Annotated in this window: 19 protein-coding genes; 14 read left to right on the top strand and 5 right to left on the bottom strand. The window is 38.5% G+C overall.

What is annotated here, in order from left to right; genetic code table 11:
• Window positions 1-111 precede the first annotated feature (111 nt).
• The 5 genes from Q4534_RS09955 to Q4534_RS09935 all read left to right on the top strand — a co-directional run bounded on the left by Q4534_RS09955 (window position 112) and on the right by Q4534_RS09935 (window position 4949).
• Window positions 112-831 (top strand): tetratricopeptide repeat protein, encoded by a 720-nt coding sequence (locus tag Q4534_RS09955; protein WP_303613152.1) that lies wholly within the window; start codon window positions 112-114, stop codon window positions 829-831.
• A 76-nt stretch (window positions 832-907) separates the two neighbouring features.
• Window positions 908-1384, top strand: a complete 477-nt coding sequence (gene ribH, locus Q4534_RS09950; protein WP_303613021.1) for a 6,7-dimethyl-8-ribityllumazine synthase — start codon at window positions 908-910, stop codon at window positions 1382-1384.
• A gap of 41 nt (window positions 1385-1425) precedes the next feature.
• A complete protein-coding gene (locus Q4534_RS09945; protein ID WP_303613020.1) occupies window positions 1426-2751 on the top strand; it encodes an aspartate kinase in 1326 nt (441 codons plus the stop codon).
• 10 nt (window positions 2752-2761) lie between these two features.
• Window positions 2762-3100, top strand: coding sequence for a DUF6787 family protein (locus Q4534_RS09940; protein WP_303613019.1), 339 nt, complete (start codon window positions 2762-2764; stop codon window positions 3098-3100).
• Window positions 3101-3137: 37 nt separating this feature from the next.
• Window positions 3138-4949: an ABC transporter ATP-binding protein gene (locus tag Q4534_RS09935; protein WP_303613018.1), complete on the top strand. Its 1812-nt coding sequence runs from the start codon at window positions 3138-3140 to the stop codon at window positions 4947-4949.
• Here Q4534_RS09935 and nadC read toward each other — a convergent pair.
• On the bottom strand, window positions 4906-5784 hold the full coding sequence (nadC, locus tag Q4534_RS09930; protein ID WP_303613017.1) for a carboxylating nicotinate-nucleotide diphosphorylase: 879 nt from the start codon (window positions 5782-5784) through the stop codon (window positions 4906-4908). The genes Q4534_RS09935 and nadC overlap by 44 nt on opposite strands.
• Window positions 5785-5827: 43 nt before the next feature.
• Window positions 5828-6229: a DUF4783 domain-containing protein gene (locus Q4534_RS09925; protein WP_303613016.1), complete on the bottom strand. Its 402-nt coding sequence runs from the start codon at window positions 6227-6229 to the stop codon at window positions 5828-5830.
• A 249-nt stretch (window positions 6230-6478) separates the two neighbouring features.
• Between Q4534_RS09925 and gpmI the strand changes: the two genes are divergently transcribed.
• Together gpmI and Q4534_RS09915 are read left to right on the top strand one after the other, a co-directional pair.
• Window positions 6479-8008 (top strand): 2,3-bisphosphoglycerate-independent phosphoglycerate mutase, encoded by a 1530-nt coding sequence (gene gpmI, locus Q4534_RS09920; protein WP_303613015.1) that lies wholly within the window; start codon window positions 6479-6481, stop codon window positions 8006-8008.
• Window positions 8009-8013: 5 nt separating this feature from the next.
• Entirely contained in the window at window positions 8014-8577 is a 564-nt protein-coding gene (locus Q4534_RS09915; protein WP_303613014.1) for a hypothetical protein, read from the top strand.
• A 326-nt stretch (window positions 8578-8903) separates the two neighbouring features.
• On the opposite strand, the gene Q4534_RS09910 is transcribed toward Q4534_RS09915, so the two are convergent.
• The 3 genes from Q4534_RS09910 to Q4534_RS09900 all read right to left on the bottom strand — a co-directional run bounded on the left by Q4534_RS09910 (window position 8904) and on the right by Q4534_RS09900 (window position 12946).
• Window positions 8904-10427: a sodium:proton antiporter gene (locus Q4534_RS09910; RefSeq protein WP_303613013.1), complete on the bottom strand. Its 1524-nt coding sequence runs from the start codon at window positions 10425-10427 to the stop codon at window positions 8904-8906.
• A gap of 177 nt (window positions 10428-10604) precedes the next feature.
• Window positions 10605-11831: a Glu/Leu/Phe/Val dehydrogenase dimerization domain-containing protein gene (locus Q4534_RS09905; protein WP_303613012.1), complete on the bottom strand. Its 1227-nt coding sequence runs from the start codon at window positions 11829-11831 to the stop codon at window positions 10605-10607.
• A gap of 23 nt (window positions 11832-11854) precedes the next feature.
• Window positions 11855-12946, bottom strand: a complete 1092-nt coding sequence (locus tag Q4534_RS09900; protein WP_303613011.1) for an anhydro-N-acetylmuramic acid kinase — start codon at window positions 12944-12946, stop codon at window positions 11855-11857.
• A 105-nt stretch (window positions 12947-13051) separates the two neighbouring features.
• On the opposite strand from Q4534_RS09900, the gene Q4534_RS09895 reads away from it, so the two are divergent.
• The 7 genes from Q4534_RS09895 to Q4534_RS09865 all read left to right on the top strand — a co-directional run bounded on the left by Q4534_RS09895 (window position 13052) and on the right by Q4534_RS09865 (window position 21057).
• Window positions 13052-13777, top strand: a complete 726-nt coding sequence (locus tag Q4534_RS09895) for a type III pantothenate kinase (protein ID WP_303613010.1) — start codon at window positions 13052-13054, stop codon at window positions 13775-13777.
• On the top strand, window positions 13764-15059 hold the full coding sequence (locus Q4534_RS09890) for a hypothetical protein (protein ID WP_303613009.1): 1296 nt from the start codon (window positions 13764-13766) through the stop codon (window positions 15057-15059). Before Q4534_RS09895 ends, Q4534_RS09890 begins: the two co-directional genes overlap by 14 nt.
• 11 nt (window positions 15060-15070) lie before the next feature.
• Window positions 15071-16375, top strand: a complete 1305-nt coding sequence (locus Q4534_RS09885; protein ID WP_303613008.1) for a tetratricopeptide repeat protein — start codon at window positions 15071-15073, stop codon at window positions 16373-16375.
• Window positions 16376-16869: 494 nt separating this feature from the next.
• Window positions 16870-17361 (top strand): LPS export ABC transporter periplasmic protein LptC, encoded by a 492-nt coding sequence (lptC, locus tag Q4534_RS09880; protein ID WP_303613151.1) that lies wholly within the window; start codon window positions 16870-16872, stop codon window positions 17359-17361.
• 9 nt (window positions 17362-17370) lie between these two features.
• Complete coding sequence (locus Q4534_RS09875; protein WP_303613007.1) at window positions 17371-17589, top strand: hypothetical protein; 219 nt, start codon at window positions 17371-17373, stop codon at window positions 17587-17589.
• On the top strand, window positions 17589-18848 hold the full coding sequence (locus Q4534_RS09870; protein ID WP_303613006.1) for a hemolysin family protein: 1260 nt from the start codon (window positions 17589-17591) through the stop codon (window positions 18846-18848). Before Q4534_RS09875 ends, Q4534_RS09870 begins: the two co-directional genes overlap by 1 nt.
• A 94-nt stretch (window positions 18849-18942) precedes the next feature.
• Window positions 18943-21057, top strand: a complete 2115-nt coding sequence (locus Q4534_RS09865) for a SurA N-terminal domain-containing protein (RefSeq protein ID WP_303613005.1) — start codon at window positions 18943-18945, stop codon at window positions 21055-21057.
• The last annotated feature ends 77 nt before the right edge of the window (window positions 21058-21134 follow it).

Below are 21134 nucleotides of genomic sequence, written 5' to 3'. Positions count from 1 at the left end.
TAAAAATATTGCCAAGATTAACCATACTTATTCATTTTTTACTGCTCAGGCCACAATAGTTTTGTTATTCATTAAAACATAATCTATATTTGCCACTCAAAATTAAAAATGATGGCCACTCAAAAGACCAAAAAAGGGAAACCGACTACTGATACATCCAATGAGCTTCTTGAGAATCCGGAAGCGATTGCAGACCGCCTTGGAAGAGGGGAGACCTTCTTAAAGGACAACGCCAAATTTGTTGGTGGAGCCATTGGCGCGGTAATTTTAATTATCGCCGGGATTGTTGGGTTTCAGATACATAAAGCCAATCAAAATGAGAAGGCTCAAGGAGAAATGTTTCAAGCGGTTTACTATTTCGAACAGGATAGTTTAGACTTTGCTTTAAATGGGGATGGTGTGGAACCCGGATTTCTCACCATTATTGATGAATACAGCGGAACAGATGCGTCTAATCTGGCTCATTTCTATGTAGGCTCTATTTATCTATCTCAAGGTGAATTTCAATCTGCAGCTGATCACTTGAAAAAGTTTTCATCTTCTGACTTCTTGGTACAGGCGCATGCCTATTCATTAATTGGGGATGCTTATATGGAGCTTGGCGAGTTAGATGCTGCCATCGACTATTATAAAGATGCTGCCAATTATAAAGTCAATGAGTTTTTCACGCCAAAATATTTAGCTAAATTGGCTCTTGCCTATGAAGAAGCAGGTGATTTGGATGAAGCCATTGCTACTTACGAAGAAATAGAAACGAAGTATTCAAATGCTTATGAATACAGTGAAGCTCGAAAGCATAAAGCCCGCCTCCAAGGTCTGGCTTCTAATTGATATGAATTAAATCATTGATAAGAAAGAGTAAGACCTGATTGGTTTTACTCTTTTTTTGTGAATTAATAGTAAACTTATGGCTACCTCATTAAAAAATTTAAGTCAGCATACCCAAGAAAATATTCAGGATATAAGTGATAAGACCTTTGCCCTGGTGGTGGCTGAATGGAATGATGAAATTACTTCTTCGCTTTATAGTGGAGCAGTTGAAACCCTTTTGGGCTATGGTGCAAAAAAAGAGAATATATATAGAAAGAACGTTCCCGGATCCTTTGAGCTGCCTTTAGGTGCACAGTGGTTGGCAAAACTCGAAGAAATAGATGCCGTGATATGTTTGGGCTGTGTAATTCAAGGTGAAACACGTCATTTTGATTTTATCTGTGATGCGGTAGCCAATGGAATTACTCAAGTTGGCTTGAAATATGACAAGCCTGTAATTTTCGGTGTTCTGACACCGGAAAATCAGCAGCAAGCTTTGGATAGAGCAGGAGGGAAACATGGTAATAAGGGAGATGAAGCGGCCATTACGGCGATAAAAATGCTAGGCTTTTAAGGCCAGCTAATAAAAACATATATCATAAATCTGGTATTCTAATGAAAATCATGAAATTTGGCGGTACTTCTGTAGGAAGGCCGGAAAGAATGCATCAGGTAAAAGATCTGATCACAGTAGATGATGAAAGGAAAATTGTGGTGCTGTCAGCCTTGTCTGGCACTACCAATGCATTGGTAGCGATAGGAGAATCTTTGTCTGCAGGGAAAAAGGATGAAGCCAAGGAAAAAATTCAAAGTCTTCATGAGCATTACATTAAATTTCATCAAGACTTATTGAGCTCAGAGGCAGGAAAGGCCAAGGCCTTGCAAATTATTAATGAGCATTTTGAGTTTTTGAATATAATTCTTAAGATATCCTTTAATGAAGCCATTAATAAGGATATTTTGGCTCAGGGGGAATTACTATCCACCAAGCTGTTTTATACCTTGCTTCAGGAAAATGAAATTCCTGCAGTATTCTTACCCGCACTTGAGTTCATGTGCATTGATGAAAATGATGAACCCAACCTCGGCAGGATTGGCGAAAAGCTTCAAGCCATATTGGCGAGTTATTCCAATGAAACTGTTTTTATCACCCAAGGTTATATATGCAAAAATCACCTGAATGAGGTAGATAATCTTAAAAGAGGAGGAAGTGATTATACGGCCTCATTGATAGGTTCAGTTTTGTCAGCCTCTGTGGTGGAGATATGGACTGATATTGATGGGATGCATAACAATGATCCTCGGGTGGTAGACCAAACCAGACCAATTGCTCAACTGTCTTTTGATGAAGCGGCTGAGTTGGCCTATTTTGGTGCGAAAATCTTACATCCGGCTTCTATATGGCCTGCCCAATCTCACAATGTACCTGTGAAACTTCTCAATACCATGGAGCCTAGTGCAGCTGGGACTACCATTACAGGAGAAGGGGAAGGTACGGTAGGTGTTAAAGCAATAGCCGCCAAAGATGGCATTACAGCCATTAAAATAAAATCCAGTCGGATGCTTTTGGCACATGGATTTTTAAGGAAGGTTTTTGAGATATTTGAAAAATACAAAACATCAATTGATATGATTACCACTTCGGAGGTGGCCATTTCATTAACTCTTGATGATATCACCCATTTAAAGGAAATTACTGCTGAATTGCAGAAATTGGGAAAAGTGGAAGTTGATCATTACCTCTCTATTATCTGCATTGTTGGTAATTCTATTATGGAAGAGAAACAGGTCCTCAATAAAATTATTGATAGTGTGGAAGAATTTCCGTTAAGAATGGTTTCTTACGGAGGAAGCAAGCACAATGTGTCCTTGTTAGTTGACGGTAAACATAAAAATCAAGCCTTACAATGCCTGAATAATGGCCTGTTTGACTTCAGTTAAAAGTATGTAGATGGGTGAGCCGCAAGCAAACAAATCCAATTTTCTAAAAAAACTTCAAACCAAGTGGCAGCTAAAAAGTCTTTGGCAGGTAGTGCTGGTTTTGGTTGTGTTTGCTTGTACAGGCTTCACCATTTTATTGATTAAGCAACCCATTTTTGATTTTTTAGGCTTCGATGCCAGTAAAGGGAGTTTCTTGAAAACGGTTATTTACCTTTTATTGGTATTGCCATTATATCAGTTATTCCTTTTGATATATGGTTTTATTTTTGGGCAATTTGCTTTTTTCTGGGAAAAAGAAAAGCAATTATTTCGCCGTTTGGGCCGGTTATTCACCCAAAATAAAAAGTAAAACTTAAGTTATTAACAGGTAAAAAATAGTATTATCAATGGCTAAGCAAAGAGGTTTACCTATAGAAGAAAGCGACAAAAGAAAATTAAATAAAAAGAACTTCGAAAAGCTATTTGGGATTTTCAAGTTTGCCATGCCCTATAAAGTGCCATTTATTATTGGGATGGTTTTTTTATTTTTCTCCAGCTTGATGTTATTGACTTTCCCTTATGTGGCAGGTAAGTTAATTGATGCCGCTTCAGGGAAAGATTGGATAATAAATGATATCAATGGAATTACCTTTGTATTGATTGGGATATTATTTATTCAAAGTATATTTTCCTTTTTTAGGGTTTGGCTTTTTGCCAAGGTCAGTGAAAACTCGATGCGGGACATTAGAGTCGCATTGTATGAGCGCTTGGTGAGATTGCCAATGACATTTTTTGACCAGCGAAGAACGGGGGAGCTAATTAGTAGGATTACTTCTGATGTAACAATGCTCCAAGACACTTTCTCCATAACCTTGGCAGAATTGTTACGACAAATTATTACGCTTCTAGCCGGGATAATATTTCTGTTTTATACCACTCCGCGGCTTACCCTTTTTATGTTGATTACGATTCCAGTACTTGTGGTAATAGCAATGATATTTGGAAAATTCATTAGGAAGCTATCCAAGAAAACCCAAGATGCTCTTGCCTCAGCCAATGTGGTGGTGGAGGAAACCTTACAGTCCATTGCAACAGTGAAATCCTTTACCGGAGAAAATTATGAAATTAATCGGTATAGAAATAAACTCAATAGTGTAGTAGAGGTTGCATTAAAAGCCGCCGGATTTAGAGGGGCTTTCATTTCCTTTATCATCTTCGCTCTTTTTGGGGGCATTGTTGCGGTAATCTGGTATGGTGCTACTTTGGTAAGTGCAGGAGAGATGAGTGTAGGAGACCTCGTTTCCTTCGTGTTGTACACCACATTTATTGGAGGGTCTATTGCCGGTTTGGGAGATATTTACGGGCAAATTCAAAAAGCCATTGGTTCTTCTGAAAGGGTATTGGAAATCTTAAATGAAAAAACAGAGGAACAAAAAAGCCTAAGCTCGGTTAGCCCTATTAAAGGTTCTATTCGGTTTGATAAGGTAATGTTTCATTACCCCACCAGGCCTGAATACCGTGTGCTGGATGGGATTTCTTTACATGCGCAACCGGGAGAAAAAATTGCACTGGCAGGGCATAGTGGAGCCGGTAAATCTACAATTATTCAATTGTTGTTAAAGTTTTATGACTTGGGAAGCGGAGCCATTTTATTGGATGAGAAATCCATTGCAGATTGGGATCCTCAGGGCTTAAGAAAGAATATTGGAATGGTGCCACAAGAAGTGTTGTTGTTTGGTGGGTCTATCCGAGAAAACATCAGGTATGCTAAGCCCGGTGCCAGTGATGATGAAATAGTAAAGGCTGCTAAACAGGCAAATGCATTGGAGTTTATTGATAAATTCCCTGATGGCTTTGATACTTTGGTTGGGGAGCGAGGAATCAAATTGTCAGGTGGGCAAAGGCAAAGAATAGCCATTGCAAGAGCAATATTAAAGGATCCGGCTATTTTGATATTGGATGAAGCTACCTCCTCATTAGATGCCGAAACGGAATCATTGGTTCAAGAAGCGCTGGATAAATTAATGAAGGGAAGAACCACCATTATTATAGCACATAGATTGGCTACCATTAGGAAGGTAGATAGAATTTATGTGATTAAAGATGGTAAAGTTATCGAAGAAGGAAATCACGAGGCGTTAAGCGCCAAAGAAGGTGGACATTATGCACATTTGGTTAATCTGCAGTTTGCGGATGATACCTTACGGCCTTTAAGCTAATGTCTAAACTTTGAACCTGATGGGTAAGGGCGCCTACTGATATGAAATCCACTCCGGATTCAGCTACAGCGACGATGGAGCTTTCATTAATACCTCCGGATGCCTCTGTTGTGTATTGCTTATCAATTAGGCCAACCGCCTCTTTCATTTCTTGTGGGGACATATTGTCTAGCATGATGATGTCTACACCACCTATTTCAAGTACAGTTTTAACTTCCTTTAAATTTCTGGTTTCAATCTCCACCTTTAAGTCAAGCTTATTGTCTTTCAAATAAGCTTTGGTGGCATGGATTGCTTCTGCTATTCCTCCGGCAAAATCAATGTGGTTGTCCTTAAGCATGATCATGTCATAAAGGGCATACCGATGATTTTGTCCTCCTCCTATCGCCACTGCCCATTTTTCCAGCATTCTGAAATTAGGAGTGGTTTTTCGAGTATCCAATAATCGGGCTTCTGTATGTTGGATTAATTGATTGAAATGATGTGTTTTGGTGGCGATACCACTCATTCTTTGCATGCAATTCAATACCAGTCTTTCGGTCGTAAGTATGGATTGGGCACTTCCCGAGACGGTAAGGCCAATGTCTCCATAGCTTACAGCATCCCCATCCTTCATCAGTAAGTTGACTTCCAAGTTGGAGTCATAGTGGTTAAATATCCTTTCAGCCAAGGTCAACCCGGCAATGATGCCATTTTCCTTAATTAAAAGGCTTGCTTTTCCTTGTTGATTGGCTGGAACGGATGCCAATGTGGAGTGGTCTCCCACGCCTACATCTTCCTTAAATGCGGCATCCATAAATTGATTTAACCCTTCTGCTGTGATATAGTCTTTCATGATAAGCCAAAAATAAGAAATTATTTCCTACCAACAGGATAATTTATTTCTTAACAAAATCCAGACTATTTACCAGCCATCTGCCATCATCTTGTTCTTTACCCTTGATCAATACACTGAATTGATTGTTAATTGAAGTGTAAGTACCTATTAGAAAGCTGTTTTTAGCATCAATTTTATTTTCTTTTTGTAGTTTGAAACTCCTTACCGGGTTGCTCTTAAAAAAATTGGCCAGAACGATTTCTGCCTGACTTTTGGAGAAATCTTTTTTGCTATTGTCAAAACGGATCTCAACCATTTTGCCTAAAAAAGAGGAAAGGGCTTTGCTTGAACCCTTTTGAAATGCGGTGATGATGGATGCGTTTTTTTCTTGTGCCAAGCCTACAAATAAATGGGCAAACAAGAAAATACCTACAAGTAGAAATTTTGAATTAAAGCGTAACATTTCAAATCTCTATCAAATTCCAGACCAAAATATCAGTAATATGAAATTTTGTTTAATGAAATTTTACAAGCTTTGTTTTTGACAATCCCTTACGGATAATATTCCTCAATTTGCTGACCTCTTTCTTTTATTGTCTTATATTTGCGTGGTAATGGATGAAATGCTGGGATGAGTATACTAATGAATTTTAGGTGCAATTACAGTACTTCCTTCGGAATTTTTATTTGATAGAAACCAATAGAAAAAGACATGGATAAAAAAGTTTTATTGATGATACTAGATGGATGGGGTATCGCTCCTAATCCTGAAGTTTCTGCTATTGATAAAGCCAAAACGCCTTTTATCGACAGTTTATTTGAAAAATATCCTCATTCTAAATTAGAAGCTTCAGGTTTGGCTGTTGGCCTTCCTGAAGGCCAAATGGGCAATTCAGAGGTTGGTCACATGAACATCGGAGCCGGTAGGGTGGTTTATCAGGACTTGGTTAAAATAAATAATGCAGTAAAAGATGGGGATTTAAATGATCACCCGGTATTGAAAGAAGCATTTGCTAAAGCCAAGGCCAATGGTAAAAAAGTCCACTTTCTTGGACTGGTATCGGACGGCGGCGTGCATGCACATATTTACCACCTAAAAGGCTTATGTGATGCGGCTAAGGCCAATGGTTTGGATGAAAATGTATTTATACATGCCTTTACCGACGGGAGGGATACTGATCCAAAATCCGGCTTAAGGTTTCTAGAAGACCTTAAAAATCATTGTGAAAACTCCGCAGGAAGAGTGGCTTCCATTGTTGGTAGGTATTATGCCATGGATAGGGATAGCCGATGGGAAAGAGTCAAATTGGCATATGATGCCATGGTAAATGGTGAAGGTGAAAAATCTAAAGACATGCTGTCGGCAATCCGTAAATCTTATGCCAATGGGGTGACGGATGAATTTATAAGGCCAATAATTCAAGTGGATGAGGAAGGCAAACCTTTGGCATCTATAGAAGAAGGTGATACCGTAATATGTTTTAACTTTAGAACGGATAGAGGTAGAGAGATTACCGAAGTATTGACGCAAAGAGATTTTCCTGATTATAACATGAAAAAGCTTGATCTCGATTATGTCACTTTCAGTAGGTATGATGAAAAATACAAAGATATAGGTGTGGTTTTTGAAAAAGATAATCTTAAGAATACCTTAGGAGAAGTTCTGGAAAGAAATCATAAAAAGCAAATAAGAATTGCAGAAACCGAAAAGTACCCACATGTAACTTTCTTCTTCTCCGGAGGTAGAGAAAAAGAATTTGAAGGGGAAAACCGGATATTGTGCAATAGTCCTAAAGTGGCTACTTATGATTTGCAACCGGAAATGTCTGCATTTGAGATTGCAAAAAAGATCAACCAAGAACTTCCTAAAAAAGAAGCCGATTTCATTTGTTTGAATTTTGCCAATGCAGACATGGTAGGTCATACGGGGGTATTTGATGCGGCAGTAAAGGCTTGTGAGGCAGTGGATGAATGTGCATCTTCAGTAATCGAAACGGCTCTAGCCAATGATTATACCATTATCGTTATTGCCGATCATGGCAATAGTGATGTCATGCTTAATGAAGATGGCACTCCCAATACAGCTCATACCACCAACCTTGTGCCTTGCATTATGGTAGATAAACATGATCAGTTGGAGGTAAATGACGGTAAATTAGGAGACTTGGCACCAACCATCCTTCAATTAATAGGTGTAGACAAACCTAGCGAAATGACAGGAGATGTTCTTCTGAAAGGATAATTATAATGGGCAATTGCCAGAAAGTATTGTGCCTATTACTAGTACTGGGCTGTTTGATTTCTTGTAGTGATGATGAGAAAGTGGTATTTGCTAATCCTATACAGATTGAAGCTTATTTCCCACTTTCCGATTTCTTGGAAGAAAATATTGAAATGCTTGGCTCTGCTGAAGTCCGCAAAGTAATTCGCTTTAATGATGAAACCGAATCGGTGGATTTTGTCATGGATAGTTTGACTTGGAGACAGGAAATGGTTTTCTTTTTCCAAGCAGATATTAACAAAGCCGCATTGGCTGCTTCCTATGAAACTGAGGAAACACAAGGTCTTCTGATACATCGGCTTAAACCTGGTGAAAAAGGGGATATCAAACGAATAGAAGTTAAAAAGCAGTCAGGAAAGGTAGTGGAAATAGTAATTCTTTCTGTTGTCAATAATCTTTTTTACAAGTCTACGGTAGAAGGGAAGATAACTATTGAAGATAAAGGCATTGATTCTTATACTTTGTCCGGTGACCAAAAAGTATGGTTTCTTCCGGGGACCAAATTACAAGTGGAAGCAGAAGTGATATAACCTTTATAAATTATAGAAAAAGGCCATTTAGGATTTACTAAGTGGCCTTTTTTCTTTTTCACACTCGGTAAATAAGATTTATTTTAGGTCTTTTTCTTTTATAATTCTAAGGGTAAATTAAATGATTTGTAAGGACATCTACCTATTGATATCCTATTCAATTTCCCCATTGATTTGAATTCAGCTATAGGCGCTGTATAGGTGCTTCCCATCGCTAAAATAAAAAATAAGTTTTCACCCTACCTTTCAAAAGGTAGGGTGAAAACTAAAATGCTGAGTTAAAGTGGTTTCAATACCTAAGGTAATACCTATTGGTTGTTTTGGTTTTAAACAAAAGCAAAGAACACCAACCATGTAATGAACAGGATTGGAAGCAAGATGGGAATTGAAAACCTTAATATGTATCCAAAAAAGGAAGGCATCTTGATTCCACTTTGTTCTGCAATTGATTTTACCATAAAATTTGGTCCATTGCCAATATAGGTCATGGCCCCAAAGAAAACAGAGGCGATAGAAATAGCCATCAACTCAAAGGCTGAGTTTAAATAATTGTTCATGGCAAAATCCTTGACCTCATGAATGATATTTATATCAGCTCCTTGAGATGCCATGGCGGCTGCTAAGAAATTCAAGTAGGTCGGCGCATTGTCTAAGAAGCCGGAAAGGATTCCAGTGCCCCAATACAAGGTGTTGTGTGTAATCAAAGCAGATCCCTCTTCGGATTGAGCAAAGGTGCCTACCAGTTCAAGGGCCGGCATCATGGTTCCAAATATGCCGATAAAAATAAATGCGACTTCTCTAATGGGTTCAAAATTGAACTCATTTCCTGACAAGGCTTCCTGATCAGCAAATTTATAGGAGAAATAGGCTACAGATAGCATGATAGCCTCCCGAAGGAAACTGAATTTCTGTCCATCGTAATGTATTGCAGGTACCCATTCTAAGACATTGGGATCCAAGAATACTGAAATGATGATTACTAAAAGCCAAAGGAAGTTTTTCGTTCCTTTAAGGGAAATCTTATTACTGTATTGTGTTTGTTCCTCGAGAACCACACCATCCCCTTTGCCTCCGTATTTTCGATCGACGAAATAAAATAGTACAGCTAAAATGATCAAAGCTAAGATCCAAGCCGGCCAGTTGTGGGCCAGTGTCCAAAAGAAAGGAACGCCTTTCAAAAACCCTAGGAATAAAGGAGGGTCTCCAATAGGTGTAAGTGAACCTCCTATATTACTTACCATAAAGATAAAAAATATGATGTGGTAAGCTTGAATATTGTTTTTATTCAACCGAATAAAAGGCCTGATCAATAACATGGATGCACCGGTAGTACCAATTAGATTGGATATCAAAGCACCTGTCAGCAGCAAGAGAACATTTGCCAAAGGGGTAGACTTTTTATCCACATTAATTAGGATTCCTCCGGAGGCAATAAACAGTGAAGCCAATAAGGATATAAATTGGACATACTCTGCCAAAGCATGCACCGGATTATGGACATTCCCTAGTACAAATAAATAATAAAGCACGACCATTACAGCCAAGCCAACAGCAATTTTAGGGTAATTGTGATGCCAAAAACTTTCGTAAAATAATGGCCCGGTAGCAATCATTAGAAGGAGAGCTACAAAAGGAATAACCAGCCAAGTAGGCGCATGGTGGTGCTCAACCTCGTGGTCAACATTTGCATCAGTTTGCAAAATTTGATCGTGAGACGCTGCACTTGTTTCGTGTTGTTCCGCTTGAGCGATGTACTGGTTATTGGTATTGTCCTGGGCTTGTAAATGTGCAGGGATGCATACGCTTATTAGCCCAATGAATAGGAGCCATGAAGCTATATATTTCTTCATTCACTTATATTTTTTATGTAAAGATTGATAAGTTAGGAATTTTGATTATTGTTGGAGTTTTTAGTAGTCTTTATTTAATTCCCTAAGCTAGCTATTTTGTCGATTAGTAACCAAATAAATTCTTGGCAGTGGTTAAAAAACCTGATTTTAATAACTATTAATGGATTGCTGTATTTTTCATTTTAATTTTTGGAGGGCTATTTCTAAAGCAGTTTGAGCGATTTTTGTCTTTTGAGGGTTAAAAGTGTGACATTTTTTAAGTGCATTGTAAACGGTTTTACTCACATCCTGAAACATGGCCTCATCTGTGATCTGAGCTTTATCAGACATTAAATAGGCGGCTATTCGTGCCAAACCTGCATTTGATATAAAATCAGGGATTAGTGCAATTTTGTCATCGGCCATTTTAGTGACCGGTCCAAGGAATATATCGTTTTCAACAAAGGGGAAATTGGCACCACATACAATTAACTCTAGTCGACCACTGATTAATTTTTTCAGGTGCTCTTTTTGAACCAGTCTTGATTTTGCAGCAGGAATAAAAATTTCTGCAGGTAAGTCCCATAGTTGATCCTTCGCCTCTTCATAGGGGATTAGCTTGGTACTTATCAGTCTATTGTTTTCTTTATTTAAAAAGAGGGAGGTAATGGTCTCCGGTGCTATCCCATCCTTGTCAATAATCGCTCCTTCTAATGATAAGATTCCAATGATTTGTACACCCTTTTGAGCTAAAAAATAAGCAGCCGCAGCGCCTACATTTCCCCAGCCTTGAATAATGGCTTTCTTTCCGGTGGGATTTCCTCCCCAAATTTTATAAAAATGTAGCACGGCCTCAGAAAGACCAAAACCTGTAATTACATCTCTTACTTGAAATTTTTTGGAGGCAGTGGGTAAATAGTGAGGGTTTTCGACAATTTTAGATAGCCCAAGCCTTAATTGACCAATTTTTCGGATTTTTTCAGCTTCCCCTTTCTTGTTTAATGCGTTTACGATGCCTTCCTGAGGGTGCCAAAGGCCAAATTCCTCGGATAAGGGCAATAATTCACTGTTTTCATCGATGTTTATTCCGGCACTAGTGCCGTAGTAACTTTTTAATATCGGAGAAACTGCTTTGAACCAACGCTTCAGTACGCCTGCTTTTCTGGGGTCTGTGGGATCAAAATTTATTCCGGATTTTGCCCCGCCTATAGCCGGACCTGAAATAGTGTTTTTAATTGCTGTGTTTTTGGCCAACCGGATCACTTCGTTTTTATCGAGTCCAAGCTTCATTCTTGTATCACCCCAAGCTGCTCCACCTCTTAGACTATTGATAACTAACCAACCTTCAGCTTCAGTTTCACTGTCATTCCACTCAAAAACAATTTCCGGCTGCAGGTTTTCAAACTTTTTTAGTAATTCTCTCATGTGTTGATTTCTATTGTTCAATTTTAATTGAAGTATCCAAAGACAGTCCCACCAGAGTTGTCTCGGGAAGCTCCTGTCACTGAAGCCAAGCAGTTATTTTCGTTGCGAAGTCGCAAAAGGCCTAAAAATGCAAATACCAATGCCTCCTTAAAATCTATAATCTGCTTTTCTGGAATTATTAGGTTTACTTTAGGCTCAATTTTACTTGCAAGCTTCTGAATAAAAAAGGAATTGTAAGCCCCTCCTCCTGTTACCAATATTTTTTGATAAATTGATGTAGCTTTGGTATGGCTTAAAACCTCCCTAGCAATACAACTCGCAAAATGCTCGGATAAGGTGGCTAGAATGTCTTGCGTGGGTTGATTATTTTGGTCCAAAACAGGTAAATAGTCTTCTGTTATGTTTTCTCTTGCCAGTGATTTGGCCCCTTTTTGTTTATAAAAAGATAGTCCTTCTAGGGCATCCAGAATTTCAGGAATTACAACTCCTGATTTTGCAAATTCCCCACCTTCATCAAAAGGTTTACCTAACTTCAACGCGTAGTAATTGAAAAGTAAATTAAAGGGGCAAGTGTCAAAAGCGAGCCTTTCTCCATTATCATCCATTGAAATGTTGGCTATACCTCCCAGGTTAAGGGCAAAATCAAATTCTTGGAAAAGCTGAGCATCCCCAATGGGGACTAGGGGAGCACCTTGACCTCCCAAAAACACATCCAATTTTCTGAAATCATTGATTACAGGTAGACCGGAGCTTTCGCTTAGGGAATAACCATTTCCTATTTGCTTGGTCAATTTTATTTCCGGTCTATGGAAAACTGTATGGCCGTGAGATGCAATGGCCATGGGGTTTAACTTGTGTTTATAACAAAATTCAGCGCATGTTTGCCCCATCCATTGTCCAAATTCTAGGTCAAGACCTTCTAATTCTGCTGCAGCTAACAAGTGAGCGTCCTTTAGCGATTGTTCTAATTCAGCTGGAAAAGGGATGGTTTCTGCCTTGATAATTTTAAAATCCCAGGTCTCATTTTTGTAAAAATCGCAGCAAGCTACGTCAAGTCCATCCCCGGATGTGCCGGACATTAGGCCTATGATTGTATAAGTACTTTGCGGTCCCATGGGTTAAAGTTTGTTAAATAAAGAAAAACTTGACCTAAAAATAACAGATCACTCATCAGCCTCCAAAGTAAAATGACTAATTTTGAAGTAGATTACTAAAAGGTTATGAAACAAAGGCATTGGGTTGTCGATATTGGCAACACGCGCATAAAAACCGGACTTTTTGAAAATGGTTCTCTACTTGAGTCAAATTCGTTTTCGGAGCTATCCAAATGCAATGAATACCTGATGCCTAAAAAAGGAGACAAGGTATTGATTACTTCGGTTAAATTGTCTTTGAAAGAATTGAAAGAGACCTTCTCCTTTCCATTCTTGTATTTTGATCATGAAACGCCTCTTGAAATCACAAATTCCTACAAGACTCCAAAAACCCTTGGTCTCGATAGGTTGGCCGGTGTTATCGGTGCCAAAGCTTTTAAAAGCGAAGAGAATATTTTAGTCATTGACATGGGAACTTGCATTACCTATGATTTCTTAAATAAAAAAAATATTTATCAGGGAGGAGCCATCTCTCCTGGGTTAAAGATGAGGGCAAGAGCAATGCATGAATTTACTGCCAGATTACCGCTAATAAATGTTCAAAACCAAGAAATTTCTTATCTAGGCACCGATACAGCCTCTTGTATGGCCTCAGGGATCTACCACGGAATAGCAGAAGAAGTTCAAGGTTTTATTCAGCGGTATAGGGAGGATTTTGGTCATATAGAGGTCTTTATTTGTGGTGGAGATGCAGAAATCTTTGAAAGCTTAATAAAAGACCACATATTTGTAATCCCCAATTTGGTCCTGTACGGATTGGACAGAATCTTAATATACAATGTTGAAAAATAAAATACATGTAGCAACCCTGATTTTATTCATGGGATGTTTTGCTATCCATCATATCAGTTACGGTCAGTTTTCATCCTCTACCTATAGCTCTTTAGGTATTGGTGTGTTCAATAATTCTGGACTCACCCAGAACCAAGGAATGGGAGGAATGGGAGTGAGCTTTGGAAATAGCTATAGCGTAAACCATGTCAACCCTGCTGTTTCCGTAAAAAATGGAGCTTTCGGGTTTCAAGCTGCTTTCAATTATAATAAATTGACTGCTGCAACAGAGCTGTCTTCTGAAGATTTGGATGGAGGAGGCTTAAGCTATGTTGCCATGTCCTTTCCCATAATCCCACGAAAGTTTACCATGGGTATTGGTCTCAACCAATTGACAGGAGTGGATTATAATATTACGGTCAATTCTCCGGTAGTAAATACAGATTTAGTATCCAATAACACCATCGTAGGGACAGGAGGCTTGAGTCAGGTTTATTTACAGAGTGGTTTTCAAGTTTACAAAAATCTAAGTTTAGGCGTAGAGGGAGCGTATACTTTTGGCTCCACCATTCGCACCAATCAATTGAATCTTTTGGATGCCGACTTAAATGCAGTAGGCATTTCTTCAGAATATTATGAAAGACTTACCTTTAGTGATGTAGTTTTTAAGGGTGGTATATATTATGCCCAACCATTAGGTAATCAGCAATATTTAAATGTAGGTGCCATTTATCAGGTTTTTGGTAACGTTAATGGAAGTGAATTTGCGAAAATGGCGGAATCTGGCCAAGCTAGCATCCCGAATAGTGTGGGAGATGTTATCGCTGATAATATTTCCGGAAGTGTTTTCATACCTGCAAAGCTAGGGTATGGTGTAACTTATGAAAAAATTAATAAATTTGCGGTTGGTGTTGAAGCGCAGTTTCAGGATTTTTCCACCTATCAGGCTTTTAATGCTTCCTCACCAAGCGAAAATATGGGAAAAGCCTATAAAATTTCAGTTGGGGGGCAATATATACCCAATGCCTTTTCTCTTGAAAGTTTGCTGAGTAGGTCTACAATTAGGGCAGGGATTGAATACGAACGACTACCTTATCAGGTGAATCAAAATAATGTTGATGATATTGGCATTAATTTTGGTACTTCAATTCCGATATACAGTCTATCCCTATTGAATTTGGCATTGAAGGCAGGAACAAGAGGAACAGTAAATGATGGATTAGTTAGAGAAAATTATATAAAAGTTTCTTTAGGGTTATCAATAAATGACAACAGTTGGTTTTACAAAAAAGTATTTGAATGATGTTGACAAACATGAAAATTAAAATTGCAATTATCGGATGTTTGTCCTTCCTCATGGTTGGACTAGCTCAAGCGCAAGACGGATGGAATTTTCCGGATGATCCAGAAATGGAACAAAAAGCAAGAGAGCTAAACGCTGCGTATAATGATTACATGAACTCGGAAGATTTTATAAAGGCTAAAGCTCCCTTGAATTGGTTGCTTGTCAATGTCCCCGACTTAAATGAGGCGCTTTATATTAATGGTGTAACAGTTTATGATGGTGCAGCCAAGGAGGCTACAGACGAGGCAGAGATTAGTGTTTATCAAGATTCTGTCCTAACCATTTATGATTTGAGAAAAGAGCTTTATGACAACGAGCCTCAATGGATCGTAAATAAGGCATACTATGCGTATCAATATTATAAAAGTAACAAAGAGAAGATTGGAATAGTACCTGATTTGTTTGAAAAAGCAATAGAAATTCATGGGAAACTAGAGCCTTCCCAATTGAATGCAGCTTATTTTGATGCAATCTATAGGAATTTTGCATACAATAAAGCTTACACTCCTGAAGAAGTCATTGAGAAATATGAATTTATTATGAGTAAGCTTGATGAAGATGAAGCTGCAGGCACTGATGTTGCCAGTTCTAGAGGTACGCTTGATCAATTGTTAAATGCCATGGAAATTATCAATTGTGATTTCATTGAGAAGAATATGGGACCTAAATTGGCTGAAGATCCTACCAACCTAAAGTTGGCAAAACAAATATTTAAGTACGCAATTAAACAAAAATGTACAAGTAGTGATGTTTTCCTAATGGCGCTTGAAACCATAGACAACGACAATCCTACTTTTACCACTTCTCAGGTAAGGGGTATGCGATACATGCAGAACCAAGAATATGAGAAAGCTGGTGAGCTTTTCGAAAAAGCCTTAACTTTGGCAACTACCGATGAGGAAAAAGCTGAAATCCAATGGGATATGGCTAAGGTTCATGCGAACTTAGGTCGTAGAGGTCAAGCCAGATCTTCCGCATTGAAAGCAGCTGAGCTAAATGAAGAGTTAAAAAGTGATGCCTACTCATTCGTAGGAGGATTGATTATGTCATCTGCATCCATCTGTAAAGGTGGTCAAAGTAGAGTAAAAGATTATTCTATCTTTATCGCGGCTTACAATGCCTACGCAGTGGCAGGAGACAGCAAAGGCATGGCAAATGCCAAAGCAAGGTTCCCTTCTAAAGAAGAGTTGTTCACAGAAGGATTCCAAGTTGGTCAAACCATCAACACCGGTTGCTGGGTAGGCCAGACGGTCACTTTAGCTTCTAGAGATTAAGTATACATTATTATCCTATCATAGAATAAAAGAGACGGTATTTATACCGTCTCTTTTATTTTGCCCTATTGGGGCTTTGTGATTCTATTGTAATCACCAGACGCTTTTTTGTTAAACCATTCTTATGTTATAGGATCTAGGATGGCTGTCCGGAACTTTCTCAGCGGGTGTTAAATCACAAGAATATCAGGCTCTATGAAGCGATTTTTGCCCGTAATAGAAGGTCTATTGCATGTTTCCGGTTAAAAACCTTTTGTCTATTTGCCGGATGTTTTTCGCCGAAAACCTCCATTTTATTCGAGACTTATGAATGGTCATGCATAATCCCCCTTGAAAAAATAAAATTCCTCCCAAAATGTCCTTACCTTTGTAGGGAAATTAAGTTTAGTAATAGTTTGAGCATTCGATATTTGTGCCGTCAAATCTTTGGAAAGGTGACTGAAATTAGTGCAACAAGTACAGGTTTCAAATCTCTGTGGTTTGCTGTGGCTGTAATGGGTAGTTTTGCCTGCAGAGAGGATGTGGATAAAACGCAATTGGCTACCTATGAAGGTCCATACCGGACAAGTTATGAGGTTGAACTTCTTCACAGTGACTCGGCGATTGTTAGGACCAAGTTAATGGCAGACACGCAGCTGGAATTTAGAAATGGTGATGCGGAGTTTCCTGATGGGATAGTTATTCATTTCTATAATAAAGAAGGTGAATTAAGCACGACCATTCGCGCCGATAGGGGCTATATGGAAAGAAAAACCAATATTTATAGAGGGGAAGGTGATGTGCAGGTACATAACATTGAAAAAGAACAGAAATTAAATTCCGAAGAGCTGTTTTGGGACAAAAACAAAAAGAAAATTTATACTGACAAATTCGTTACAGTGGAAGAGCCTGACCGAATTATCAAAGGTACAGGAATGGAAGCTGATGAAGGGTTTAATCAGTATAAGTTCACAAAAGTTTCGGGCGAAATAGATAATGTTCTCTAAAATAATAAAATGAAAATAAGTAGTGCAGTTTTATTATCTCTAGCAGCCGCCTTGGTGGTGATAGGGGCTCATTTAACCATAAAGGCAGGAATCGTGGCTTCTTATCCACTTTTCATGTTTGCTATAGTGCTTTTGTTTTGGCACATGTACCAAAGGAATAAAATGGAAGAGTCAAAGCCGGAAGAAAAAAAACCGGGTAAGCATAAAAGTAAACGCAAGAAAAATTAATGGACAGTAATTATTTACTTTTAGTACTCATCAGTCTGTTTTTTTCTGCTTTGTTTTCGGGAATGGAAATTGCCTTCGTGTCAGCCAACCGTTTGCAGATAGAACTTCAGGGAAAACAAGGTAAGTTTTCCGGGAAAATTTTAGCCGGGTTTATCCAGAATCCAGGACAGTTTATTGGTACTTCCTTGATGGGAAACACCATTAGTTTGGTGCTTTATGGTATTTTTATGGCCTATTTATTAGAGCCACCTTTGAGTTTGTTTTTGCCGGAAGCGATCAATACGCAAGCAGGGATTATGATTGTTCAAACCATATTGTCTACCCTGATTGTATTGGTTACTGCAGAATTTATTCCAAAGAGTATTTTTATACTGAATCCCAACAGGTTGCTTGCCTTTTTCTCTTTGCCATTTGCTGTGATTTACTATTTGATGTATCCGGTAGTGTGGGTGGTAGTAGGGCTGTCTAAATTTGTTATCGTTAAGGTGCTTAATCTGGATTATAATGATGATAAACCTGCCTATACCATCACAGATCTAAATAGTTTTATCCAAAACTATATGGACACCAAAGGGGAGGATATTGATATTGATGCCAAAATTTTTGACAATGCTGTAGACTTTAAAAAAGTAAAGGTTAGAGAATGCATGGTTCCGCGAACAGATATAGTGGCGATGGAGGTGGAAGATCCTATTTCCGATTTAAGAGAATTGTTTGTAGAAAGTGGGCATTCCAAAATTATTATTTATAAAGAAACCATTGATGATGTAATAGGTTACTGTCATCACCTAGAGTTATTCAAAAAACCCAAAGAGATAGAAGATATCTTGACCCCCATCATTATTGTTCCCGAATCTGCTTTGGCCAATGAATTATTGGTTCAATTTATAAAAGAGCGGAAGAGCCTTGCCTTGGTAGTGGATGAGTTTGGGGGTACAAGTGGGATAGTGAGCATGGAAGATATCATAGAGGAGATTTTTGGAGAGATAGAAGATGAATATGATAACGATGATTTAATTGATCAAAAAGTAGCTGATGGAGAGTATCTGCTCAGCGCTAGACATGAAATTGATTACCTGAATGAAAAATATGAATGGAATTTGCCTGAAGGAGAGTTTGAAACACTGGCGGGATTTATACTCTCCCTGACAGAAAGTATTCCTCAAAAAGGAGAATTTGTGAGCTATGGGCCTTTTACTTTTACCATCGTTTCCAAGCAAGATCATCGAATAGATACAGTAAAAATTAAGATAGAATAACCAACGTTGTAGAAATACTTTATTTATAGATGCAGTAATATTTTGAATTTACCACTATATGTAATTATTTTGCGACACTTCAAAAAATAGGAGAATGGCATTAATTAAAGAAATAAGACAAAGAACAGGTCTTGCGATCGGTGTGATCGCTGTAGGACTTATATTCTTTTTAGTAGGAGGCGACCTTTTAGGACCCAACTCCATGTTATTGGGATCCAGCAGAACGACTGTTGGCGAAATTGCAGGAGAAGACATTTCCTACGAAGAGTATGTTCAGAAAATTGAACAAACCAAACTCAGTTTTCAGCAAAACACTGGGAGAAACCCTTCTGAGAATGAACTTTCCAGTATCAGAGATCAAGCTTGGCAAGCGCTTATTGTGGAAAAAATATTTGCCCAGCAATATGAAGAGTTAGGCTTAGAGGTTTCGGATGAGGAGCTTGTTGATATGGTTCAAGGTAAAAACATCATTGGAGAACTAAGAAGACAATTAACAAATCCGGAAACAGGAGAGTTTGACAGGTCTCAGTTGATCACATTTCTTCAATCGCTAGAATCTGCCGATCCACAACAACAAATGTTTTGGGCGCAACAAGAACAGTTGTTTGCAGACTCCAGATTAAGAATCAAATATGACAATATGTTGGCTACTTCTGAGTATGCGAATTCTGTGGAAGCCAAAATGCAACACAAAATGGCCAATACCATTGCGGATGTTAGTCATATTCAAATCCCATATTATGCAGTGTCTGATTCTGTTGTTTCTCTTTCAGAGGGAGAGATAAAGTCTTATATAAATGAAAACCAAGATAAATATAAAGTGGAAGAAAGCAGAAACATTAAGTATGTTCGCTTTCCGCTGCAGCCTAGTGCTGAAGATTCCGCTACTACCTTGGAAACGATTAAAAACTTAACAGTAGAGTTAAAAGAGACACCATCAGATTCTGCATTTGTAATTAGAAATTCAGAAGCGGCCAATCCATTTATTACGGTTTTTCCCGGAGATCCATTGCCAGTTAATTTTACTAACAACGTGGATAATCCTGAGGTAGGTGTAGTTTATGGGCCATTCTTGAGTAATAATTCAAGTTATTTGAGTTATAAAATTACTGACAGCTACGAAGGTCCAGCCAGAATGAGAGCCAGTCATATTCTTTTGAGTACTGAAGGAATGGATGAGGATGCCAAAGCAGAAGTGAAAGCCAGAGCTCAAGAAGTATTGGATGAGGTGAATGAAACAGGAAACTTTGAGGTTGCAGCTGCCCAATATGGGCAAGACGGAACAGCCCAACGAGGGGGTGATCTAGGATGGTTTTTTAAAGATAACTTTGTGACGGAATTTGCAGATGCCGTCTTTGCTACCAAATCTCTTGGTGTAATTAATAAATTGGTGGAGACGGAATATGGATACCATATCATTAAGGTTACTGAACTGGCACAGACCAAACATCAAAAAGTAGCTGTTCTTGAGTTGGAACTTATTGCCAGTGATATTACCAGAAATGATATTTTCAGGAATGCAGATTTCTTTGCAGCTAATTCTGATGATGCAGCTTCATTTGAGGAAAATGCAAGTACGGAAAATTATCAGGTATTGGCCGCCAATAATGTGGGAGCCAATGCAAGGACCCTGAACAATATGACTTCCGCTAGGGAAATTGTAAGATGGGCCTTCAATGATGCTTCTATTGGCAAAGTGTCCACTGTTTTTGAGTTGGATGATGCATATGTTGTTGCGCTTTTGACAGGCATGACTGAGGAAGGAGAAGGAACAATACAAAATCCTGAAATTAGGGCACAAGCGACTATCGCCTTGAGAAATGAGAAGAAAGCAGAAATAATAAAAGAGAAGATCAAAGGATTGGAGACATTAGAGGCCATCAAAGAAGTATATCCTGATGCTTCTATTGGAACAACTCCGGATTTGAAGATGAATGCGAGTGTATTGCCCGGCATAGGTTTTGCCCCTAAAGCAATCGGCGCAGTATTTGGTCTTCAAAACTCAGGAGATATGACAGCGCCAATATCTGAAGATATAGGAGTAATTGTAGCCAAGCTTAATAGCCTTATACCGGCCACAGAGATTGCTGATTATACCCGCTATCAAAATGAAATTACAGCCAGTGCTTCTCAAAGAACTGCTTATATGATAATGATGGCAATGGAAGAGCTTGCCGGAGTGAAAGATTATAGGTACAAGTTTTTTTAAGATACCTGAAAGGTTTATAAAATCCCATTCTGAATTCAGAATGGGATTTTTTGCTTTCTAGGGATTTAATTTTAAAA

Origin of the sequence: Cyclobacterium sp. 1_MG-2023 (assembly GCF_030546805.1) — a bacterium.
Lineage (GTDB): Bacteria > Bacteroidota > Bacteroidia > Cytophagales > Cyclobacteriaceae > Cyclobacterium.
Note: the sequence above shows the minus strand (reverse complement) of the source record. Positions and strands in the feature narration are given on the sequence as shown.